The organism is Thermovenabulum sp., assembly GCF_049723235.1.
GTDB lineage: Bacteria > Bacillota > Thermosediminibacteria > Thermosediminibacterales > Thermosediminibacteraceae > Thermovenabulum.
The window spans coordinates 17369-32448 of the sequence record NZ_JBNARB010000003.1 but is presented as its reverse complement, the minus strand read 5'-3'; the positions used below and the strand labels follow the sequence as shown (position 1 = coordinate 32448).

The 15080-nt window shown below is 38.1% G+C and carries 15 protein-coding genes; 13 read left to right on the top strand and 2 right to left on the bottom strand.

Annotation, left to right across the window (positions count from 1 at the left end; translation table 11 throughout):
- Position 1: 1 nt before the first annotated feature.
- On the bottom strand, positions 2-2191 hold the full coding sequence (locus ACPLOV_RS02315) for a hypothetical protein (RefSeq protein ID WP_424908627.1): 2190 nt from the start codon (positions 2189-2191) through the stop codon (positions 2-4).
- 134 nt (positions 2192-2325) lie between these two features.
- Between ACPLOV_RS02315 and ACPLOV_RS02310 the strand changes: the two genes are divergently transcribed.
- The gene (locus ACPLOV_RS02310; protein WP_424910516.1) at positions 2326-3057 is read left to right on the top strand and encodes a ZIP family metal transporter; all 732 of its coding nucleotides are present in this window, start codon (positions 2326-2328) and stop codon (positions 3055-3057) included.
- 6 nt (positions 3058-3063) lie between these two features.
- Here ACPLOV_RS02310 and ACPLOV_RS02305 read toward each other — a convergent pair whose 3' ends face one another.
- Entirely contained in the window at positions 3064-3432 is a 369-nt protein-coding gene (locus tag ACPLOV_RS02305) for a hypothetical protein (RefSeq protein ID WP_424908625.1), read from the bottom strand.
- 147 nt (positions 3433-3579) lie between these two features.
- Here ACPLOV_RS02305 and ACPLOV_RS02300 point away from each other — a divergent pair, with 147 nt between their 5' ends.
- The 12 genes from ACPLOV_RS02300 (at position 3580) to purF (ending at position 15071) form a co-directional block, all read left to right on the top strand.
- Entirely contained in the window at positions 3580-4560 is a 981-nt protein-coding gene (locus ACPLOV_RS02300) for a dipeptidase (RefSeq protein WP_424908624.1), read from the top strand.
- Positions 4557-5405 carry a deoxyribonuclease IV gene (locus tag ACPLOV_RS02295; protein WP_424910515.1) on the top strand — a complete coding sequence of 283 codons (849 nt, stop codon included), beginning with the start codon at positions 4557-4559 and terminating at the stop codon, positions 5403-5405. Before ACPLOV_RS02300 ends, ACPLOV_RS02295 begins: the two co-directional genes overlap by 4 nt.
- A gap of 10 nt (positions 5406-5415) precedes the next feature.
- The gene (gene nth, locus ACPLOV_RS02290) at positions 5416-6045 is read left to right on the top strand and encodes an endonuclease III (protein ID WP_424910514.1); all 630 of its coding nucleotides are present in this window, start codon (positions 5416-5418) and stop codon (positions 6043-6045) included.
- Between the two features lie 13 nt (positions 6046-6058).
- A complete protein-coding gene (locus ACPLOV_RS02285) occupies positions 6059-7225 on the top strand; it encodes an aminotransferase class I/II-fold pyridoxal phosphate-dependent enzyme (RefSeq protein ID WP_424910513.1) in 1167 nt (388 codons plus the stop codon).
- 9 nt (positions 7226-7234) lie between these two features.
- Positions 7235-7864, top strand: coding sequence for an HAD family hydrolase (locus tag ACPLOV_RS02280; protein ID WP_424908619.1), 630 nt, complete (start codon positions 7235-7237; stop codon positions 7862-7864).
- A 233-nt stretch (positions 7865-8097) separates the two neighbouring features.
- Positions 8098-9255, top strand: a complete 1158-nt coding sequence (locus tag ACPLOV_RS02275) for a 5-(carboxyamino)imidazole ribonucleotide synthase (protein ID WP_424910512.1) — start codon at positions 8098-8100, stop codon at positions 9253-9255.
- Complete coding sequence (gene purE, locus ACPLOV_RS02270; RefSeq protein ID WP_424908617.1) at positions 9252-9767, top strand: 5-(carboxyamino)imidazole ribonucleotide mutase; 516 nt, start codon at positions 9252-9254, stop codon at positions 9765-9767. The genes ACPLOV_RS02275 and purE overlap by 4 nt, the downstream gene beginning before the upstream one ends.
- 32 nt (positions 9768-9799) lie before the next feature.
- Positions 9800-10504: a phosphoribosylaminoimidazolesuccinocarboxamide synthase gene (gene purC, locus ACPLOV_RS02265; protein WP_424908616.1), complete on the top strand. Its 705-nt coding sequence runs from the start codon at positions 9800-9802 to the stop codon at positions 10502-10504.
- A 13-nt stretch (positions 10505-10517) separates the two neighbouring features.
- On the top strand, positions 10518-10772 hold the full coding sequence (gene purS / locus ACPLOV_RS02260) for a phosphoribosylformylglycinamidine synthase subunit PurS (protein ID WP_424910511.1): 255 nt from the start codon (positions 10518-10520) through the stop codon (positions 10770-10772).
- Positions 10769-11473, top strand: coding sequence for a phosphoribosylformylglycinamidine synthase subunit PurQ (purQ, locus tag ACPLOV_RS02255; RefSeq protein ID WP_424910059.1), 705 nt, complete (start codon positions 10769-10771; stop codon positions 11471-11473). Before purS ends, purQ begins: the two co-directional genes overlap by 4 nt.
- Positions 11474-11475: 2 nt before the next feature.
- The gene (gene purL / locus ACPLOV_RS02250; protein ID WP_424910607.1) at positions 11476-13671 is read left to right on the top strand and encodes a phosphoribosylformylglycinamidine synthase subunit PurL; all 2196 of its coding nucleotides are present in this window, start codon (positions 11476-11478) and stop codon (positions 13669-13671) included.
- Positions 13653-15071 carry an amidophosphoribosyltransferase gene (gene purF / locus ACPLOV_RS02245; RefSeq protein WP_424909681.1) on the top strand — a complete coding sequence of 473 codons (1419 nt, stop codon included), beginning with the start codon at positions 13653-13655 and terminating at the stop codon, positions 15069-15071. Before purL ends, purF begins: the two co-directional genes overlap by 19 nt.
- Positions 15072-15080: the final 9 nt, after the last annotated feature.

The following is a 15080-nucleotide window of genomic DNA, read 5'->3' as shown; positions in this document are numbered from 1 at the left end:
TTCATCTCCTTTCTTCACACTCTTTTACGGATAGAATCAGCAAAGGAAGAAAGGAAAAAATCATTGAGGTAGCTGCTGCCACAATACCTGAGTCGTTAAATACCAAAGCCAGTAATGTTCCAAAATTTGCACCTTTTATTCCCTTAAAAAGGAATGGATAATCCTGGCTTAATTTTTTAAAAAGGCCTACCGGCCATTTTACTAATATTAGAAGGGTTATAATAGAAAAAATTAATGCTTTAGTCCAGGGAGTATATTTAAATAGTCTGTAATTCATTAGAAGTTTTCTTGAAATAACAAGGAAAAGAGGGTTAAATCCCTGATTTTTTATTGAAAGAAAAAGCAAGGTGAAGTGAGATGGTGGTCCATACAGAATAAAAATTAACAGAAAAAGGACAAAAATGATCGTTCCCAATAGGATGTATTTTATAATTACCTTAAAATCGGTTTTTTTATAAAAATAAAGTACATATGTGTACAAAAAACCACCCAGAGCGGCAATACCCCCGCCAAAATTGCTGCCGAAATCGGGAGAAAAGATTAATATAAATGTTACCAAAAAAAGGGCAATCGAAATATTTTTTTTGTAATTATCTTTTAGTTTCAGAATTTCAAATAGCGATGAAATCCCTGTAATAATTGAAGAAAAAAATACTCCCATATATTCGTTTCCAATGCCGTAATACCTGGCACCTGCTATCACATCGTAACCCAGAATGGAAGTTTTCATAAAGTTAGCTCCCAGTAATAAATCTAAAAAAATAATTGAAGCGGTAAAAATACTTAAAAAGGCTATTGAGTAAAGGGGATTTTGAAAATTTTTAAATAACAAATACGGAATTAAAATTACAGCTAAGGATGTTATCACCCACAGGGTAAATTTATGAAAAAGAGAAGGAGAGCCATAAATAAAAGGAAAAAGCATAGAAGCGGGTGACGAAAGGTTAAACAGAAAGAAAAAAATCATGAAACCGGGCTTTATATCCAGTAACTTAAAAATATAGGACAAAAAGAGGATAAGCGATAAAATATGTAAAAAAACATAGGTTTTTATAATATTAGGGCGTGCTGTATAGTTTGCGGTTATTTTTTTATTAGAGTCCTGTAAAAAAGAAAGGGTATTTTCAGAATCAATTCCGTATATGGCCTTTCCCAACATTGGATAAGGGGCATTTATACCAAAAAAAGAAAGGATAGTAGGTGCAATATCTATATTGGCAACAATTCCTTTTCTTTTTGTTGTTTCAGAAGTAGCAAAACCGCTTTTTAAAATATTTCCCTTTAAAATTACAGGAGTTAAATACTCCCTGTTAATTAAACTTTTATAAGAAGGGAAGGGGGTTACAATCATTAGAAGTTCTTCTGAAAAGTCCACGGTATCCGCAACTTTACCTATGAAGCTGTCAGCCCTTATGAGTGCATTAAGCCTTGTAGATTCTCCATGATTTTTATCCGAAAATCTATAGTATTCGTCTGCCCTTACGGAATCACCTATGTATATTACAATTAACCCTCCGAGAGATCTATATTTTAAATATTCCTGGAACAATTTTTCATAGTTTAATGTTAAAAAAAAGGGAGAATTCTCATCGAATATATTTATTCCTTCCAATTTTCCCTCCCAAATTTGCCCCTTTTCATCCATAGCAATGAGTGCGGCAAGCCGGTTCATTTCCTCTGCTTTATCTGCATTTCCGAGGAGGGAAACAGGAATGCTCCGTTTCTTTAAAGTTTCTCCCAGCAAACCGGGTATAATTTCGTGATCCTGTTTTAAATTTTCTTCGATTATTAAGGGTATTTCGGGAACCAGGATTTTACCGTAGATTTCATTTCCAGTAAAGCTTTTGTAAATCTTTCCTGCTTCAAAAGAATTGTAAATTTCGTAATCCATTAAAGCGATTTTTCCTTTACCCGAAGCCGAAGCTCTTGTACCGGCACCAATGGTAAGATAGCTCCCGGCGGGTTCATAATTTCCGGCGCATCTTGTATTCATCAAGCCTGTAACTCCGCTAAAGGCAATTTTTTTTAAATTGGGAAGCTTTTCTATATCGTTTATACTTATCCTGTCCAGAATTATAAGAGTGCAAATTTTATTTTTTGTGGAGGGATTAGCTGAGGAAACTGCCGGGCTAAATATAAAAAAATAAACAAGGGATACTATTATAATCTTTTTCAAAAGTTTATATATCAAGGTCCATCACCTGTTTTTTTTTAAATAGTATCCCTTGTATCTTTCAATATCATTCAGTTTTTATTAACGAAATCTTATTTCCCTTCATAATATAGAATTTAGATTAGTTTATTGGTATTTTGGAGGTGGAGATGTTGCTCAACGGAATCTTGGGATCAGCTGCAGCAGGACTTATTACTACACTGGGAGCTTTTTTTGTATTTTTTAAAAAGGAATATAACAAAAATCTTGAAAGAATATTCATAGGATTTGCAGCGGGTATTATGCTTGCTGCTTCAATCTTCAGCTTACTGTTACCTTCTATTGAAAAAAGCAATGTGTATCTTTCTTCTTTGGGTTTTTTAAAGGGAGCCTTTGCAGTATACATTTTGGATAAAGTAATAGTTAAATACTATTTTAAAAAGGAAAACAAGGAAGATGTGGAAATAAATAAAATTGCCCTTTTCATCCTCGCCATAATAATTCACAATTTCCCGGAAGGCTTGGCAGTGGGGATTGCATTTTATCAGGATTCGTTTTCTGCAGCCCTTGCCCTTGCCTTAGGGATAGCGATACAAAATATACCTGAAGGTTCGGCAGTGGCCTTTAGCCTTATAAAATTAAATTACAGCAGGGTTAAAATAGTTATGGTGACTACCTTAACCGGGCTTGCCGAACCCGTTGGAGCCGTGATTGGATTAATTTTCAGGAATGTACCTTTATATTTACCTTTTATGATGGCTTTTGCGGCAGGTTCAATGGTCTACGTGATAATCAGCGAGCTAATTCCCGAATTTTTTAGAGATGAAAAAGATAGAAAAATAGGTTCGATTGCGGTTATAATAGGGTTTATTATTATGATGTTGATGGATAGCATTAATTTTTAAAAAGGTTTATTCATCTTTTATTTTTCTCCAGTGATATAAATATAATGGGATACAAATCAATAAGAAGGCAACTTCTTTTAGCGTTCGTTTTATAGCGTAGATTTTTTGCCGTTTTTGGTCGTTCTGAATTTGCTCCTGCTGCATTTTAATGAATTCTTCTAAGCTAACGGATTTTTTAATAAATTCATCTCCCTGGTACATTCTCACCATGTCGATTTTCGCAGGAGTATAGGTGGTGGGAAATATTATTTCGGTTGCATCGTAAACTAATTGGGCGGTATTGTAAATGATGATCATTAATGTAACAAAACATACAAGATAAAAATAAATACTTTTAAAATTTCTTAAAATACCCGATCTTTTTTCATTTTCCATAAATCTCACCCTTATTTACGTTGTTAAGATAATTATACCTTTATTTATAAATTCCTTAAATACTTTTTCTCTGAATATATATTGATAAATTTTTGAAAAACTGATAATTTATATTAAAATAATCAGAAATCGAAAGAGGGATAAATAATGGAGGAGTATTTACGAATTCATAAAAGGGCATTTGTATTTGACGCCCATTGCGATACGGTGTTATGCATATTAGATGGTAGGGGAAGTTTGAAAAACGGGATTAAAAATGGCCATATAGATATTGAAAAATTAAAAACAGGTGGGATAAAGGCTCAGGTTTTTTCGGTTTTTGTCCGGCCGGAGTGGTACGCTAATCCGGTTTTACATACTTTAAAAGCAATTTCGGTATTGAAAAAAGAATTTGAAGAAAACAGGGATGAGATTGAACTTGCTAATTCCTATAAGGACATTTTAAGGATAAATAGAGAGGGGAAAATTTCTGCTTTGTTAAGCATAGAAGGTGGAGAAGCCATAGCCGGTGAAATTGATATGCTTAGAATATACAGGGAACTTGGGGTAACTTCGATGATTCTTACCTGGAACAACAGGAATCAAATAGCCGATGGAGCGGGAGAAAAAAGATCAAAAGGAGGTCTTTCGGATTTCGGCTATGAAGTGGTAAAACAAATGGAGAGGCTGGGAATGGTAGTGGACCTTTCCCATATTTCTCCGGAAGGTTTCTGGGATGTAATTTCTATAGTAGAAAAACCTGTGATTGTTTCTCACTCAATTCCCAGAAGAATGAGGGATATTCCCAGAAATTTAGATGATGAACAAATAAAAGCAATTGCTGAAAAAGGTGGGGTAATTGGAGCAGGTTTTTATTTTTCCAGCTACAACGGAGTGCAGGCAAAATTAGAAGATGTTCTTGATGCAATAGAGTATTTTATAAAAATCGGTGGGATAGACCATGTGGGAATCGGTTCGGATTTTGATGGCATTGATGTGCCGGTAATGGGGTTGGATGATGCGAGTAAAATGCCGGAGCTTACAAAGGGTTTGATAAAAAGGGGGTTTAAAGAAAGCGAAATATCAAAGATACTTGGTGAAAATTTTCTGAGGGTTTTTAAAGAGGTACAGGATCAGGGAGGAGTGTGAAACCTTTGCGAGTAGGGGCACATATTTCAATTTCAAAAGGTTATTTTCATGCCGTTAAAGAAGCCTTATCCATCGGAGCTAACACAATGCAATTTTTCACCCGAAATCCGAGAGGGGGAGCGGTAAAGGCCCTGGATGAAGAAGACATAAGGAAAATGAAAAATTTGAGGGAGCAGGAAGATTTTGGCCCCCTTGTAGCCCACGCACCCTATACGTTGAATCTGGCAACGGATAAACAGGAAGGCATGGAATTTACAAAAAGGGTATTAGAAGACGATATAATAAGGTTAGCGAAAGCCGGGGCGGAGTTTCTCGTTTTGCATCCGGGTAGCCATACAGGACAAGGAATAGAAAAGGGAATCGAACGGATTGCAGGGATTTTAAAGGAAGTGGTGAAAGCTGATACGGGAGTTACCGTTTTACTCGAAACCATGGCGGGAGCGGGAAGTGAAGTGGGATATACCTTTGAGCAGCTTTACGATATAATGGATAAAACCGGGAAACCCGAAATTTTTGATGTTTGCATTGATAGCTGCCATTTATACGGCGCCGGCTACGATGTGGTGGATAAATTGGATGAGGTGTTGAGCGAATTTGACAAAATCTTGGGATTGTGGAAATTAAAGGCTGTCCATTTAAATGACAGCAAATTTGGTCTTGGACAGAGAAAGGACAGGCATGCAAATTTAGGAGAAGGAGTTCTTGGTTTAAATACTATAAAAAAAATAATTACCCATCCCTTTTTGAAAGACAAACCTTTTTTACTGGAAACCCCGGGAGGGCTTGAAAATTATAAAAAGGAAATAGAGTTTTTAAAGCAAATGGCCCAAGACCTGAAAAATTAAGGAGGGCAAAATGGAACAAAAGGAGAGAGCAATAAAGATAATAGAAGAACTTATTCCCCTCTACCCTGCCAGAACTGCTTTAAATTTTGAAAATCCTTTTCAACTATTGATAGCAACAATATTATCTGCCCAGTGTACAGATACCCGGGTAAACCGGGTGACGGAAAGGCTCTTCAAAAAATATAAAACTCCTCAAGACCTTGCGATTTCAAATCTAAAAGAACTTCAAGAGGATATTAAGGAACTCGGGCTTTTTAAATCAAAAGCAAAAAATATTAAAGAGGCTTCAAAAATGATTTGTGAAAAATATGATGGCAAGGTTCCGGATAGTTTTGAAGAACTTGTAAAACTTCCCGGTGTTGGAAGAAAAACTGCAAACGTTGTTCTGGCTAATGCGTTTAATAAACCGGCATTAGCAGTAGATACACATGTTTTCAGGGTTTCGAGAAGATTGGGTTTATCTTCTGGAGAAACCCCGGAAAAGGTGGAAAAGGACCTTGTGAAATTATTTCCCGAAGAGTTATGGAATACCGCTCACCACCTTTTAATAAGGCACGGCAGGCAGTGCTGCAGGGCAAGAAAACCTTTATGCCAGCAGTGTGCCGTATCTAAATGGTGCAATCATTTTAACAATAATTAAGTGGAGGGATTTTATGAATTACGAAAAATATGTATCGACAAAAGTAAAACAAGTGGAATTTTCTACTATTCGTCATTTTTTTAATCTGGTTTATCAGATGCCCGATGCTATTTCCCTTTGTATTGGAGAGCCCGATTTTGCTACTCCTCTTCATATAAGGGAAGCTGCTAAGGTAGCGCTGGATAGATACAATTTAGGATATACGCCCAATCCGGGTTTGCCAGAGCTTAGAAAAGCTATATCCGAATATTTAGAGGAGAGGTTTGGCTTAAAATACAGGCCGGACACCGAAATAATTGTAACAATAGGCGCCAGTGAAGCTATTGATATTGCCCTCAGGACCATAATAAATCCCGGAGATGAAGTTTTAATACCCGTACCATCTTTCATTGCATATAAACCCTGCACCCAGCTGGCAGGGGGAGTACCTATATTTGTCCCTACATATTTTGAAGATGAATTTAAGCTCAAAAAAGATGTACTGGAAAAATACATTACAAAAAATACTAAAGCCCTGATATTGCCTTACCCCAACAATCCCACGGGTGCGGTACTGACAAAAAAAGACTTAGAGGAAATCGCAGAGGTGGTTGAAAAATACGACTTACTAGTGATTTCCGACGAGATTTACGCAGAATTATCCTATGAACAGGACCATATTCCCTTTGCAGCTATTGAGGGAATGAGGGAAAGGACCATTACCATTAATGGATTTTCTAAATCTTTTTCAATGACCGGCTGGAGACTTGGATTTATAGCTGCTCCCGGAGGGCTTGCCCAGGAAATTTTAAAAGTGCATCAGTACAGCGTGACCTGCGCATCATCCCTTTCCCAGTTTGCTGGTATAGAGGCGTTAAAACACGGTAAAAAAGACGTGGAAGAAATGCGCAGGGAATACGATAGAAGAAGAAGGTTTCTTTTTAATAGTTTGATTAATTTAGGGTTTGACTGTTTTGAACCCAAAGGAGCATTTTATATATTTCCTTCGATAAAGAAATTTGGAATTTCCGACCCGGAATTTGCTGAAAGATTGCTGAAAGAGGAGAAGGTGGCGGTGGTGCCGGGAAGTGCTTTTGGAGATGGCGGAGAGGGGTTTATCAGGATAGCTTATTCCACTTCAATGGAAAACCTGAAAGAGGCAGTTATCAGAATAAAAAAATTTATTAATGGTTTAAAATAGGTGGTAAAAATGCAAAAAAAATTCGTAATCTTCGACGTGGATGGAACGCTGATAGCCAGCGAACATGTCACCTTAGAAAGCCTCAAGGTAACAATGAAAGACCTCTATGAGAAAGATTTTGAGGATGAAGAAATTGAATTCGCCATCTGGCTTCCGGGACAGCATTCCTTGGAAAGATTAAAAATTGAAAGAGTTGAGGAAACTTTAAGGATTTGGTTTGAAAACATAAAAAGATTTGCCCATAAAGCTTATTTATACCCCGGGGTAAAGGAACTTTTAAAAAAATTAAAATTACAGGGCTTCAAACTGGGGATAGTTTCGGCCAGATACGATTACGAAATCTTTGAAGATGATAAATTAAAAGAAGTATTGGAATACTTTGATGTTATTGTACCTTACAGCAGCAATTTAAAACCCAAACCCCATACCGATCAATTGGAAATAGCCTTAAAAAAGTTAAAGGCCTTAAAAAGCGAAGCGGTATATGTGGGGGATACCATGGTGGATTATGAATGTGCTAAAAATGCCGGGGTGGATTTTATCCTTGCCAATTGGGGGGAAAGGGATAAATTGAAATATTTTGAAGAAAAACCTGTTAAAATATGCAGGAAACCACAGGAATTATGGAATTATTTATAAAAGTAAAATGCGAAGCTCAAAGCTTCGCATTTTTTATTTATTTTTGGTGATAAATTTTCAGTTAATTATTGATAATAAGGACGACATATGATATATTTATATAAACAAACAAAACATAAATTAATCATAATAATATTCGTATAAAAACGAACAATAAATTTTTTACATAGTTCTAATATAGTTAAATCAGCGACGAAATAATTTATATCGATTAATAAGGCGGAGGTAATTATATGAAAGATAAATATGGATTTCCCCTGGCAAAGATAGGAATCATAGGTGGGGGACAACTGGCTAAAATGATGGCGCAGAGCGCAAAAAAGATGGGTTTTTTTGTTTCGGTATTGGACCCGGCACCTGATTGCCCGGCATCTTCGGTTTGTGACAGGGTTTTGGTGGGGGATTTCTACGATGAAGACAAAATAAGAGATCTTGCGGGGGAAAGTGAAGTTATCACTTATGATATTGAACATATTAGTACTCGAATTTTAAAAATACTTATGGATGAAGGATATAAAATTTTTCCCTCGCCGGCTTTGCTGGAAATAATCCAGGATAAGTTTCTGCAAAAACAGGTTTTATATGCTGCGGGAATTCCGGTCCCAAAGTTTAAATTGCTTGAATCTTTGGAACCAGGCTGTTTTAAAAATTTCGGTTTTCCCTGTGTTCAAAAAGCAAGAAAAGGTGGATACGACGGCAGGGGAGTCCAGCTAATTAGAGGTTATGAGGATCTTAAAAAAATTTTAAAAGTGGAATCTTATTTAGAAGAGTATGTGGATATTGAAAAAGAACTTGCAGTAATGGTGGCAAGAAGCAGCAAGGGAGAAATGAAAAGTTACCCGGTGGTGGAGATGATTTTTGATGAAGAAGCGAATATATGCGATATGGTTATTGCACCTGCAAAAATTTCTGAGGATGTAGAAAAAGAGGCTAAAGCAATTGCCGTAAAAACGGTGGAAATATTAAATGGAATAGGCGTTTTTGGCATAGAATTGTTTCTTACTAAGGATAAAAAAATATTGGTAAATGAGGTGGCACCAAGGCCTCACAATTCCGGACATTATACCATTGAAGCATGTACTACAAGCCAGTTTGAACAACATATTAGAGCAATAACGGGTTTGCCCCTTGGAAGCACAAAATTACTGATACCGGCAGTGATGGTAAATATACTGGGAGGAAAGGGATACGAAGGTGCTCCTTTAATCGAGGGACTAAAAGAAGCCCTTTCGATAGAAGGTTTATCCTTTCATTTTTACGGGAAGAGTATCACCAAACCCTTTAGAAAGATGGGGCATATTACAGTTCTTGATGAAAATATAGAAAAAGCTATCGAAAAGGCTGTAAAGGCAAAAAAATTACTAAAAATAACATCGGAGGTAAGAAAATGAATAAACCGTTAGTAGGTATCATAATGGGCAGTGATTCCGATTTGCCGGTAATGAAAGAAGCGGCGGAGGTTCTTGAATACTTCGAAATTGAATACGAAATTACCATCGTATCAGCCCATAGAACGCCGGAAAGAATGTTTGATTACGCGAGAAGCTGTGCCGATAGGGGATTGGAGGTAATAATAGCTGGGGCCGGTGGAGCGGCTCACCTGCCGGGTATGGTAGCTTCAATAACATGCCTTCCGGTTATCGGAGTTCCCGTAAAAACTTCTGCCTTACAGGGTTTGGATTCCCTTCTTTCAATTGTTCAAATGCCGGCAGGGGTACCGGTGGCTACCGTTGCTATTAATAATGCAAAAAATGCGGGTTTGCTGGCAGCGGAGATAATAGGAATAAAAATCCCCGAAGTTAGAAATAAGATTAAAGAATATAAGGAAAAGATGAGACGAGAAGTGGAAGAAAAAGCAAGGAATTTGGAAGAAAAGGGATACAGGGAATATTTAAATGTGTAATTGGTAAAAAAATGGGGAAAGGTGGAATAAAAATGGAAAAATTAGAACTCCTTTACGAAGGTAAGGCTAAAAAGGTCTATAAAACTTCCGACCCATCCTTACTGATAATGGAATTTAAAGATGAAGCTACAGCTTTTGATGGAAAGAAAAAAGGGGTAATAGAAGATAAAGGAATTTTAAACTGCAGAATTTCTACCATATTTTTTGAACTTCTGGGAAAAAAAGGAATTGATACCCATTATGTAAAAAGGCTAAATGACAGGGAGATGCTTGTAAAATCAGTTAAAATACTCCCCATAGAAGTAATAGTGAGAAACATAGCCGCAGGAAGCATGGCCAAAAGATACGGTATTGAGGAAGGATTTGAATTGAAAAGGCCGGTTCTTGAATTCTGTTTAAAGGATGACAGATTGGGTGACCCCATGATTAACAATTACCACCTTATAGCCCTGGGTATTGCCTCAGAAGAAGAATTAAAAAAGATAGAAGAGATGGCCTTCAATATAAACAATATTTTAAAAGAATATTTAATGACTAAAGGCATCCTGCTGGTGGACTTTAAACTGGAATTCGGGGAAAAGGACGGGAAAATACTTCTGGCTGACGAAATTTCTCCCGATACTTGCCGTTTCTGGGACATTAATACAAAAGAAAAATTGGATAAGGATAGGTTCAGAAGGGACCTGGGTAATATTATAGAAGCCTACAGGGAAGTTTATAACAGGTTAAAAGATTAAAGGGGGAAATATTATGTACTATGCGGAAATAAGGGTCATGTACAAAAAGGGCGTTTTAGACCCTCAGGGACAAGCCGTTAAGGGAGCTTTGCATCACTTAGGATTTTCTAAGGTTTATGATGTGAGCATAGGGAGGTTAATTTTTTTAAAATTGGAAGCCGAATCTAAGGAAGAAGCCCAAAAGACTGTAAGGGAAATGTGCGAAAGCCTTCTTGCAAATCCCGTAATTGAAGATTTCACCTTTACTATTATGGAGGAAGAAAAATGAGGTGTGCGGTTATTGTATTTCCTGGTTCCAATTGTGATCTGGATTGTTATCATGTTTTAAAAGATGTTATGGGGCAAAATACAGAATATGTTTTTCATAAGGAGAAATTTTCTCCCGAAGATTTTGATTTAATAGTTCTTCCGGGGGGATTTTCTTACGGTGATTACTTAAGGGCAGGGGCTATTGCCCGTTTTTCAAAGGCTATGGAAAGTGTTGTAAAGGCTTTTGAAAAAGGAAAGCTAATTCTTGGAATTTGTAATGGATTTCAGATTTTACTTGAAGCCGGTCTTTTAGAAGGAGCGATGATGAAAAACAGGGATCTGAAGTTTCACTGCCATGAGGTTTATTTAAGGGTGGAAAATAACGATACGCCCTTTACTCATCTTTATAAAAAAGGTGAAATTATTAAGATGCCGGTTGCGCACGGATTCGGTAATTTTTATGCCCCTGAAAATACCTTAGAAAAATTAAAAAATAACGGGCAAATAATTTTTACCTATTGTGATAAAGATGGAAATGTTACGGAGGAATCCAACCCTAACGGTTCCGTTATGAATATTGCCGGAATTTGCAATGAGAACAAAAACGTTCTTGGGCTAATGCCCCATCCGGAAAGGTGTGCGGAGGAAATTCTAAAAAATACCGATGGGAAAAGGCTTTTTGAATCCGTACTAGAATTTATAAAAGGGAGGGCTCTATGACCATGCTGAAAGAAGCACTAAAATTAGGTTTAAATGAAAACGAGTACAGGGAAATTGTAAATACCCTGAAAAGAGAGCCCAATCATGTGGAACTCGGAATGTATTCGGTAATGTGGTCGGAGCACTGCAGCTATAAAAATTCAAAAAAGTACCTGAGAAGATTTCCTACGAAGGGAGAAAGGGTTCTGGTAGGCCCCGGTGAAAATGCCGGAATAGTGGATATCGATGATGGCTTAGCGGTAGTTTTGAAAATCGAAAGTCATAATCACCCTTCTGCAGTTGAACCCTATCAAGGAGCAGCAACGGGAGTGGGTGGAATAATTCGCGATATTGTGGCAATGGGAGCAAGACCTGTTGCCTTGCTCGATTCTCTGAGATTTGGAAATCTGGAAAACCCCAGGGTTAAATATCTTTTCAGCAATGTAGTAGCGGGCATAGGCGATTACGGTAATTCGGTAGGCATACCTACTGTGGGTGGTGAAACTTATTTCAGCGATGAGTACGAGGAAAATCCCCTGGTTAATGCTATGTGCGTTGGAATTATTAAAAAGGACGAAATAAAAAGGGGAACCGCAAGGGGTGTAGGTAACTCCGTAATGCTGGTGGGTGCTTTGACGGGGAGGGATGGCATACACGGTGCCAGTTTTGCTTCAGAAGAACTTTCAGAAGATTCCAAGGAAAAAAGGCCATCCGTTCAGGTGGGAGACCCCTTTATGGAAAAACTGCTTATTGAGGCATGCCTGGAAGTGCTGAAATTCGATTTTGTGGTGGGCATACAGGATTTAGGTGCTGCCGGTTTAACTTCAGCCTGTTCGGAAACTGCCGCAAGAGCGGGAACGGGAATAGAAATAGATGTGGATCTGGTGCCAAAAAGGGAAGAGGGGATGACCCCCTACGAAGTGATGCTCTCGGAATCTCAGGAAAGGATGCTTTTGATAGTAAAAGAAGGATACGAAGAGGAAGTCATCAAGGCTTTTAAAAAATGGGACCTGAACGCCGTCAAAATCGGAAAAGTCACCGGTGATGGGATGCTAAGGGTACTGGAAAAAGAGAGAAAAATTGCTGAAGTACCGGCAAAATCCCTGGCAGAAGGGGCGCCGCAGGTAATTCACGAGATAAGGGAACCTATAAAACAGGAAGAAAAGGATATTGTAAATGTTGAAGTCCCCGAAGATTTAAATGAGGTTTTTAAAATTCTTTTATCTTTGCCGAATATTGCCGATAAATCTCTCGTTTATCATCAGTATGACTACATGGTAAGGACGGATACGGTGGTAACTCCGGGTTCGGATGCAGCAGTTTTGAGAGTAAAAGGCACCAAAAAAGGGCTTGCTTTGACCTGTGACTGCAATGCTTATTATTGTTATTTAGACCCCTATGAAGGCGGAAAACAGGCGGTTGCTGAAGCGGCAAGAAACATAGTTGTGAGCGGAGCAACTCCCTTAGCCATAACCGATTGTCTTAATTTTGGAAATCCAGAAAAAAATGAGGTTATTTACCAGTTTGCAAAGTGCATCGAGGGTATGGCCGAAGCTGCAGAATATTTTAAAATACCGGTTGTAAGCGGAAATGTAAGCTTCTACAATGAGTCAAAGAATAAGGCGGTTCTTCCAACTCCGGTGGTTGGAATGGTAGGATTGATGGAGGATATTTTAAAACATACCACTCAATCTTTCAAAAAACAGGGAGACCTGGTTATTTTAATTGGTGAAAATACCGAAGAACTTGGCGGTAGTGAGTATTTAAAAAATGTTCATAAAATAAGGTATGGAAAGCCTCCAAAGGTCGACCTGAAAAAAGAAAAAATGGTACAGGATTTTTGCTTGAAAGCAATAGAACTTGGTCTTTTACGGTCAGCTCACGATGTGTCCGAAGGAGGGCTCGCTGTAGCCCTGGCTGAATGTGCCATAACTGGAGGTTTTGGATTTAAAGGAGAGATTTATACATCTTTGCGTGAGGATGCCGTCCTTTTCGGTGAAGCTCAGTCAAGGATAATAGTAAGCATAGATGAAAAAGAGTTTTCTACATTTAAAAGATTGGCCGAAGAAGAAGGGATTATTTATCAGGTCCTTGGCTTTGTAGATAAGGATGATTTTGAGTTTACGGTAAAAAATAGCAGGGTGAAGAAAATTTCATTGGGATTAGATGAAATTTCATATATTTGGAGGAATTCCTTAAAATGGGCTTTGGAGAAATAATGGGAAGTGACAAATTAAAAGAAGAGTGCGGGGTTTTCGGAGTTTATTTGAAGGAAACCGATCCCACCATAGCCAGAACAGTGTTTTATGCTCTAATTGCTCTGCAGCACCGGGGTCAGGAAAGTGCGGGAATTGCTGTAAGCAATGGAGAGGAGATACTGTACCATAAAAACCTTGGGCTTGTTAACGAGGTTTTTGATGAAAAAGTTTTGGATTCCCTTCAGGGTAAAATTTCCATTGGGCACGTCAGGTATTCTACTACGGGATCCAATACTGCAGTGAATGCTCAGCCCTTCGTAGTAAAATACAAAAATGGCTTTTTAGCGGTAGCACACAATGGAAACCTGGTAAATGCCGATATTTTAAGAAGGGACCTGGAAGAGAAGGGAGCCTTTTTTCAGACAACTGTTGACAGCGAGGTAATTGCCCATCTTATTGCAAGAGAAACTAAAAGCGACCTTGTCGATGCTATTATAAAAACAATGGAATACATTAAAGGTTCCTATGCCCTTGCCCTGATGACTCTGGATTCTTTAATAGCCATAAGGGACCCCTATGGCTTAAGGCCTCTTTGTCTCGGAAAATTAAATGGAGGCTATTTAATTTCTTCTGAAAGCTGTGCTTTTAATACTCTTGGAGCGGAATTTATTAGAGACGTAGAACCCGGTGAGATATTAATCATTAATGAAAAGGGAGTAAACAGTATTAAGCCTTTTAATGCAAAAAAATCCCTGTGCATTTTTGAGTTTGTTTACTTTGCCCGCCCCGACAGCACGATTGACGGTATTAATGTACACCGGGCAAGGTTCAATGCGGGAAGGATACTTGCCAGTGAATGTCCGTGCGATGCGGATCTGGTTATAGGTGTTCCCGATTCGGGAACAGCTGCCGCAATGGGTTTTGCTTACGAATCTGGAATCCCCTATGGGGTTGGTCTGATTAAAAACAGGTATATAGGCAGGACCTTTATTCAACCGGGGCAGAAGTTGAGAAGCCTCGGAGTGAGATTAAAACTGAATCCTTTAAAGGAAGAAATAAAGGGTAAGAGGCTTGTCATGATAGACGATTCCATAGTTCGCGGCACTACCAGCGGACAGATAGTAAAAATGCTGAAAGAAGCGGGAGCCAAAGAGGTACACGTTAGAATTACCTCCCCACCCGTCAAATATTCCTGCTATTTTGGAATAGATACACCTACAAAGAAAGAATTAATTGCCTCAAGTTTAAGTGTAGAGGAAATAATGAAAAGCATAGGGGCGGATAGCCTGGGGTATTTAAGTACCGAAGGGCTAATAAGATCAACGGGAAAGGAAAAAGGATTTTGTCTTGGGTGTTTTACAGGAGAATACCCCGTGGAAGTACCGAGAGAGGGAAGAAAGTATCTATTTGAAAAATGTTGAACGGGAGAG

Bases quoted from the DNA above. Each gene is read 5' to 3' on its own strand.
- ACPLOV_RS02305 (WP_424908625.1), bottom strand. From the start codon at position 3,432: ATGGAAAATGAAAAAAGATCGGGTATTTTAAGAAATTTTAAAAGTATT.
- ACPLOV_RS02300 (WP_424908624.1), top strand. From the start codon at position 3,580: ATGGAGGAGTATTTACGAATTCATAAAAGGGCATTTGTATTTGACGCC.
- nth (WP_424910514.1), top strand. From the start codon at position 5,416: ATGGAACAAAAGGAGAGAGCAATAAAGATAATAGAAGAACTTATTCCC.
- ACPLOV_RS02285 (WP_424910513.1), top strand. From the start codon at position 6,059: ATGAATTACGAAAAATATGTATCGACAAAAGTAAAACAAGTGGAATTT.
- ACPLOV_RS02280 (WP_424908619.1), top strand. From the start codon at position 7,235: ATGCAAAAAAAATTCGTAATCTTCGACGTGGATGGAACGCTGATAGCC.
- ACPLOV_RS02275 (WP_424910512.1), top strand. From the start codon at position 8,098: ATGAAAGATAAATATGGATTTCCCCTGGCAAAGATAGGAATCATAGGT.
- purE (WP_424908617.1), top strand. From the start codon at position 9,252: ATGAATAAACCGTTAGTAGGTATCATAATGGGCAGTGATTCCGATTTG.
- purC (WP_424908616.1), top strand. From the start codon at position 9,800: ATGGAAAAATTAGAACTCCTTTACGAAGGTAAGGCTAAAAAGGTCTAT.
- purS (WP_424910511.1), top strand. From the start codon at position 10,518: ATGTACTATGCGGAAATAAGGGTCATGTACAAAAAGGGCGTTTTAGAC.
- purQ (WP_424910059.1), top strand. From the start codon at position 10,769: ATGAGGTGTGCGGTTATTGTATTTCCTGGTTCCAATTGTGATCTGGAT.
- purL (WP_424910607.1), top strand. From the start codon at position 11,476: ATGCTGAAAGAAGCACTAAAATTAGGTTTAAATGAAAACGAGTACAGG.
- purF (WP_424909681.1), top strand. From the start codon at position 13,653: ATGGGCTTTGGAGAAATAATGGGAAGTGACAAATTAAAAGAAGAGTGC.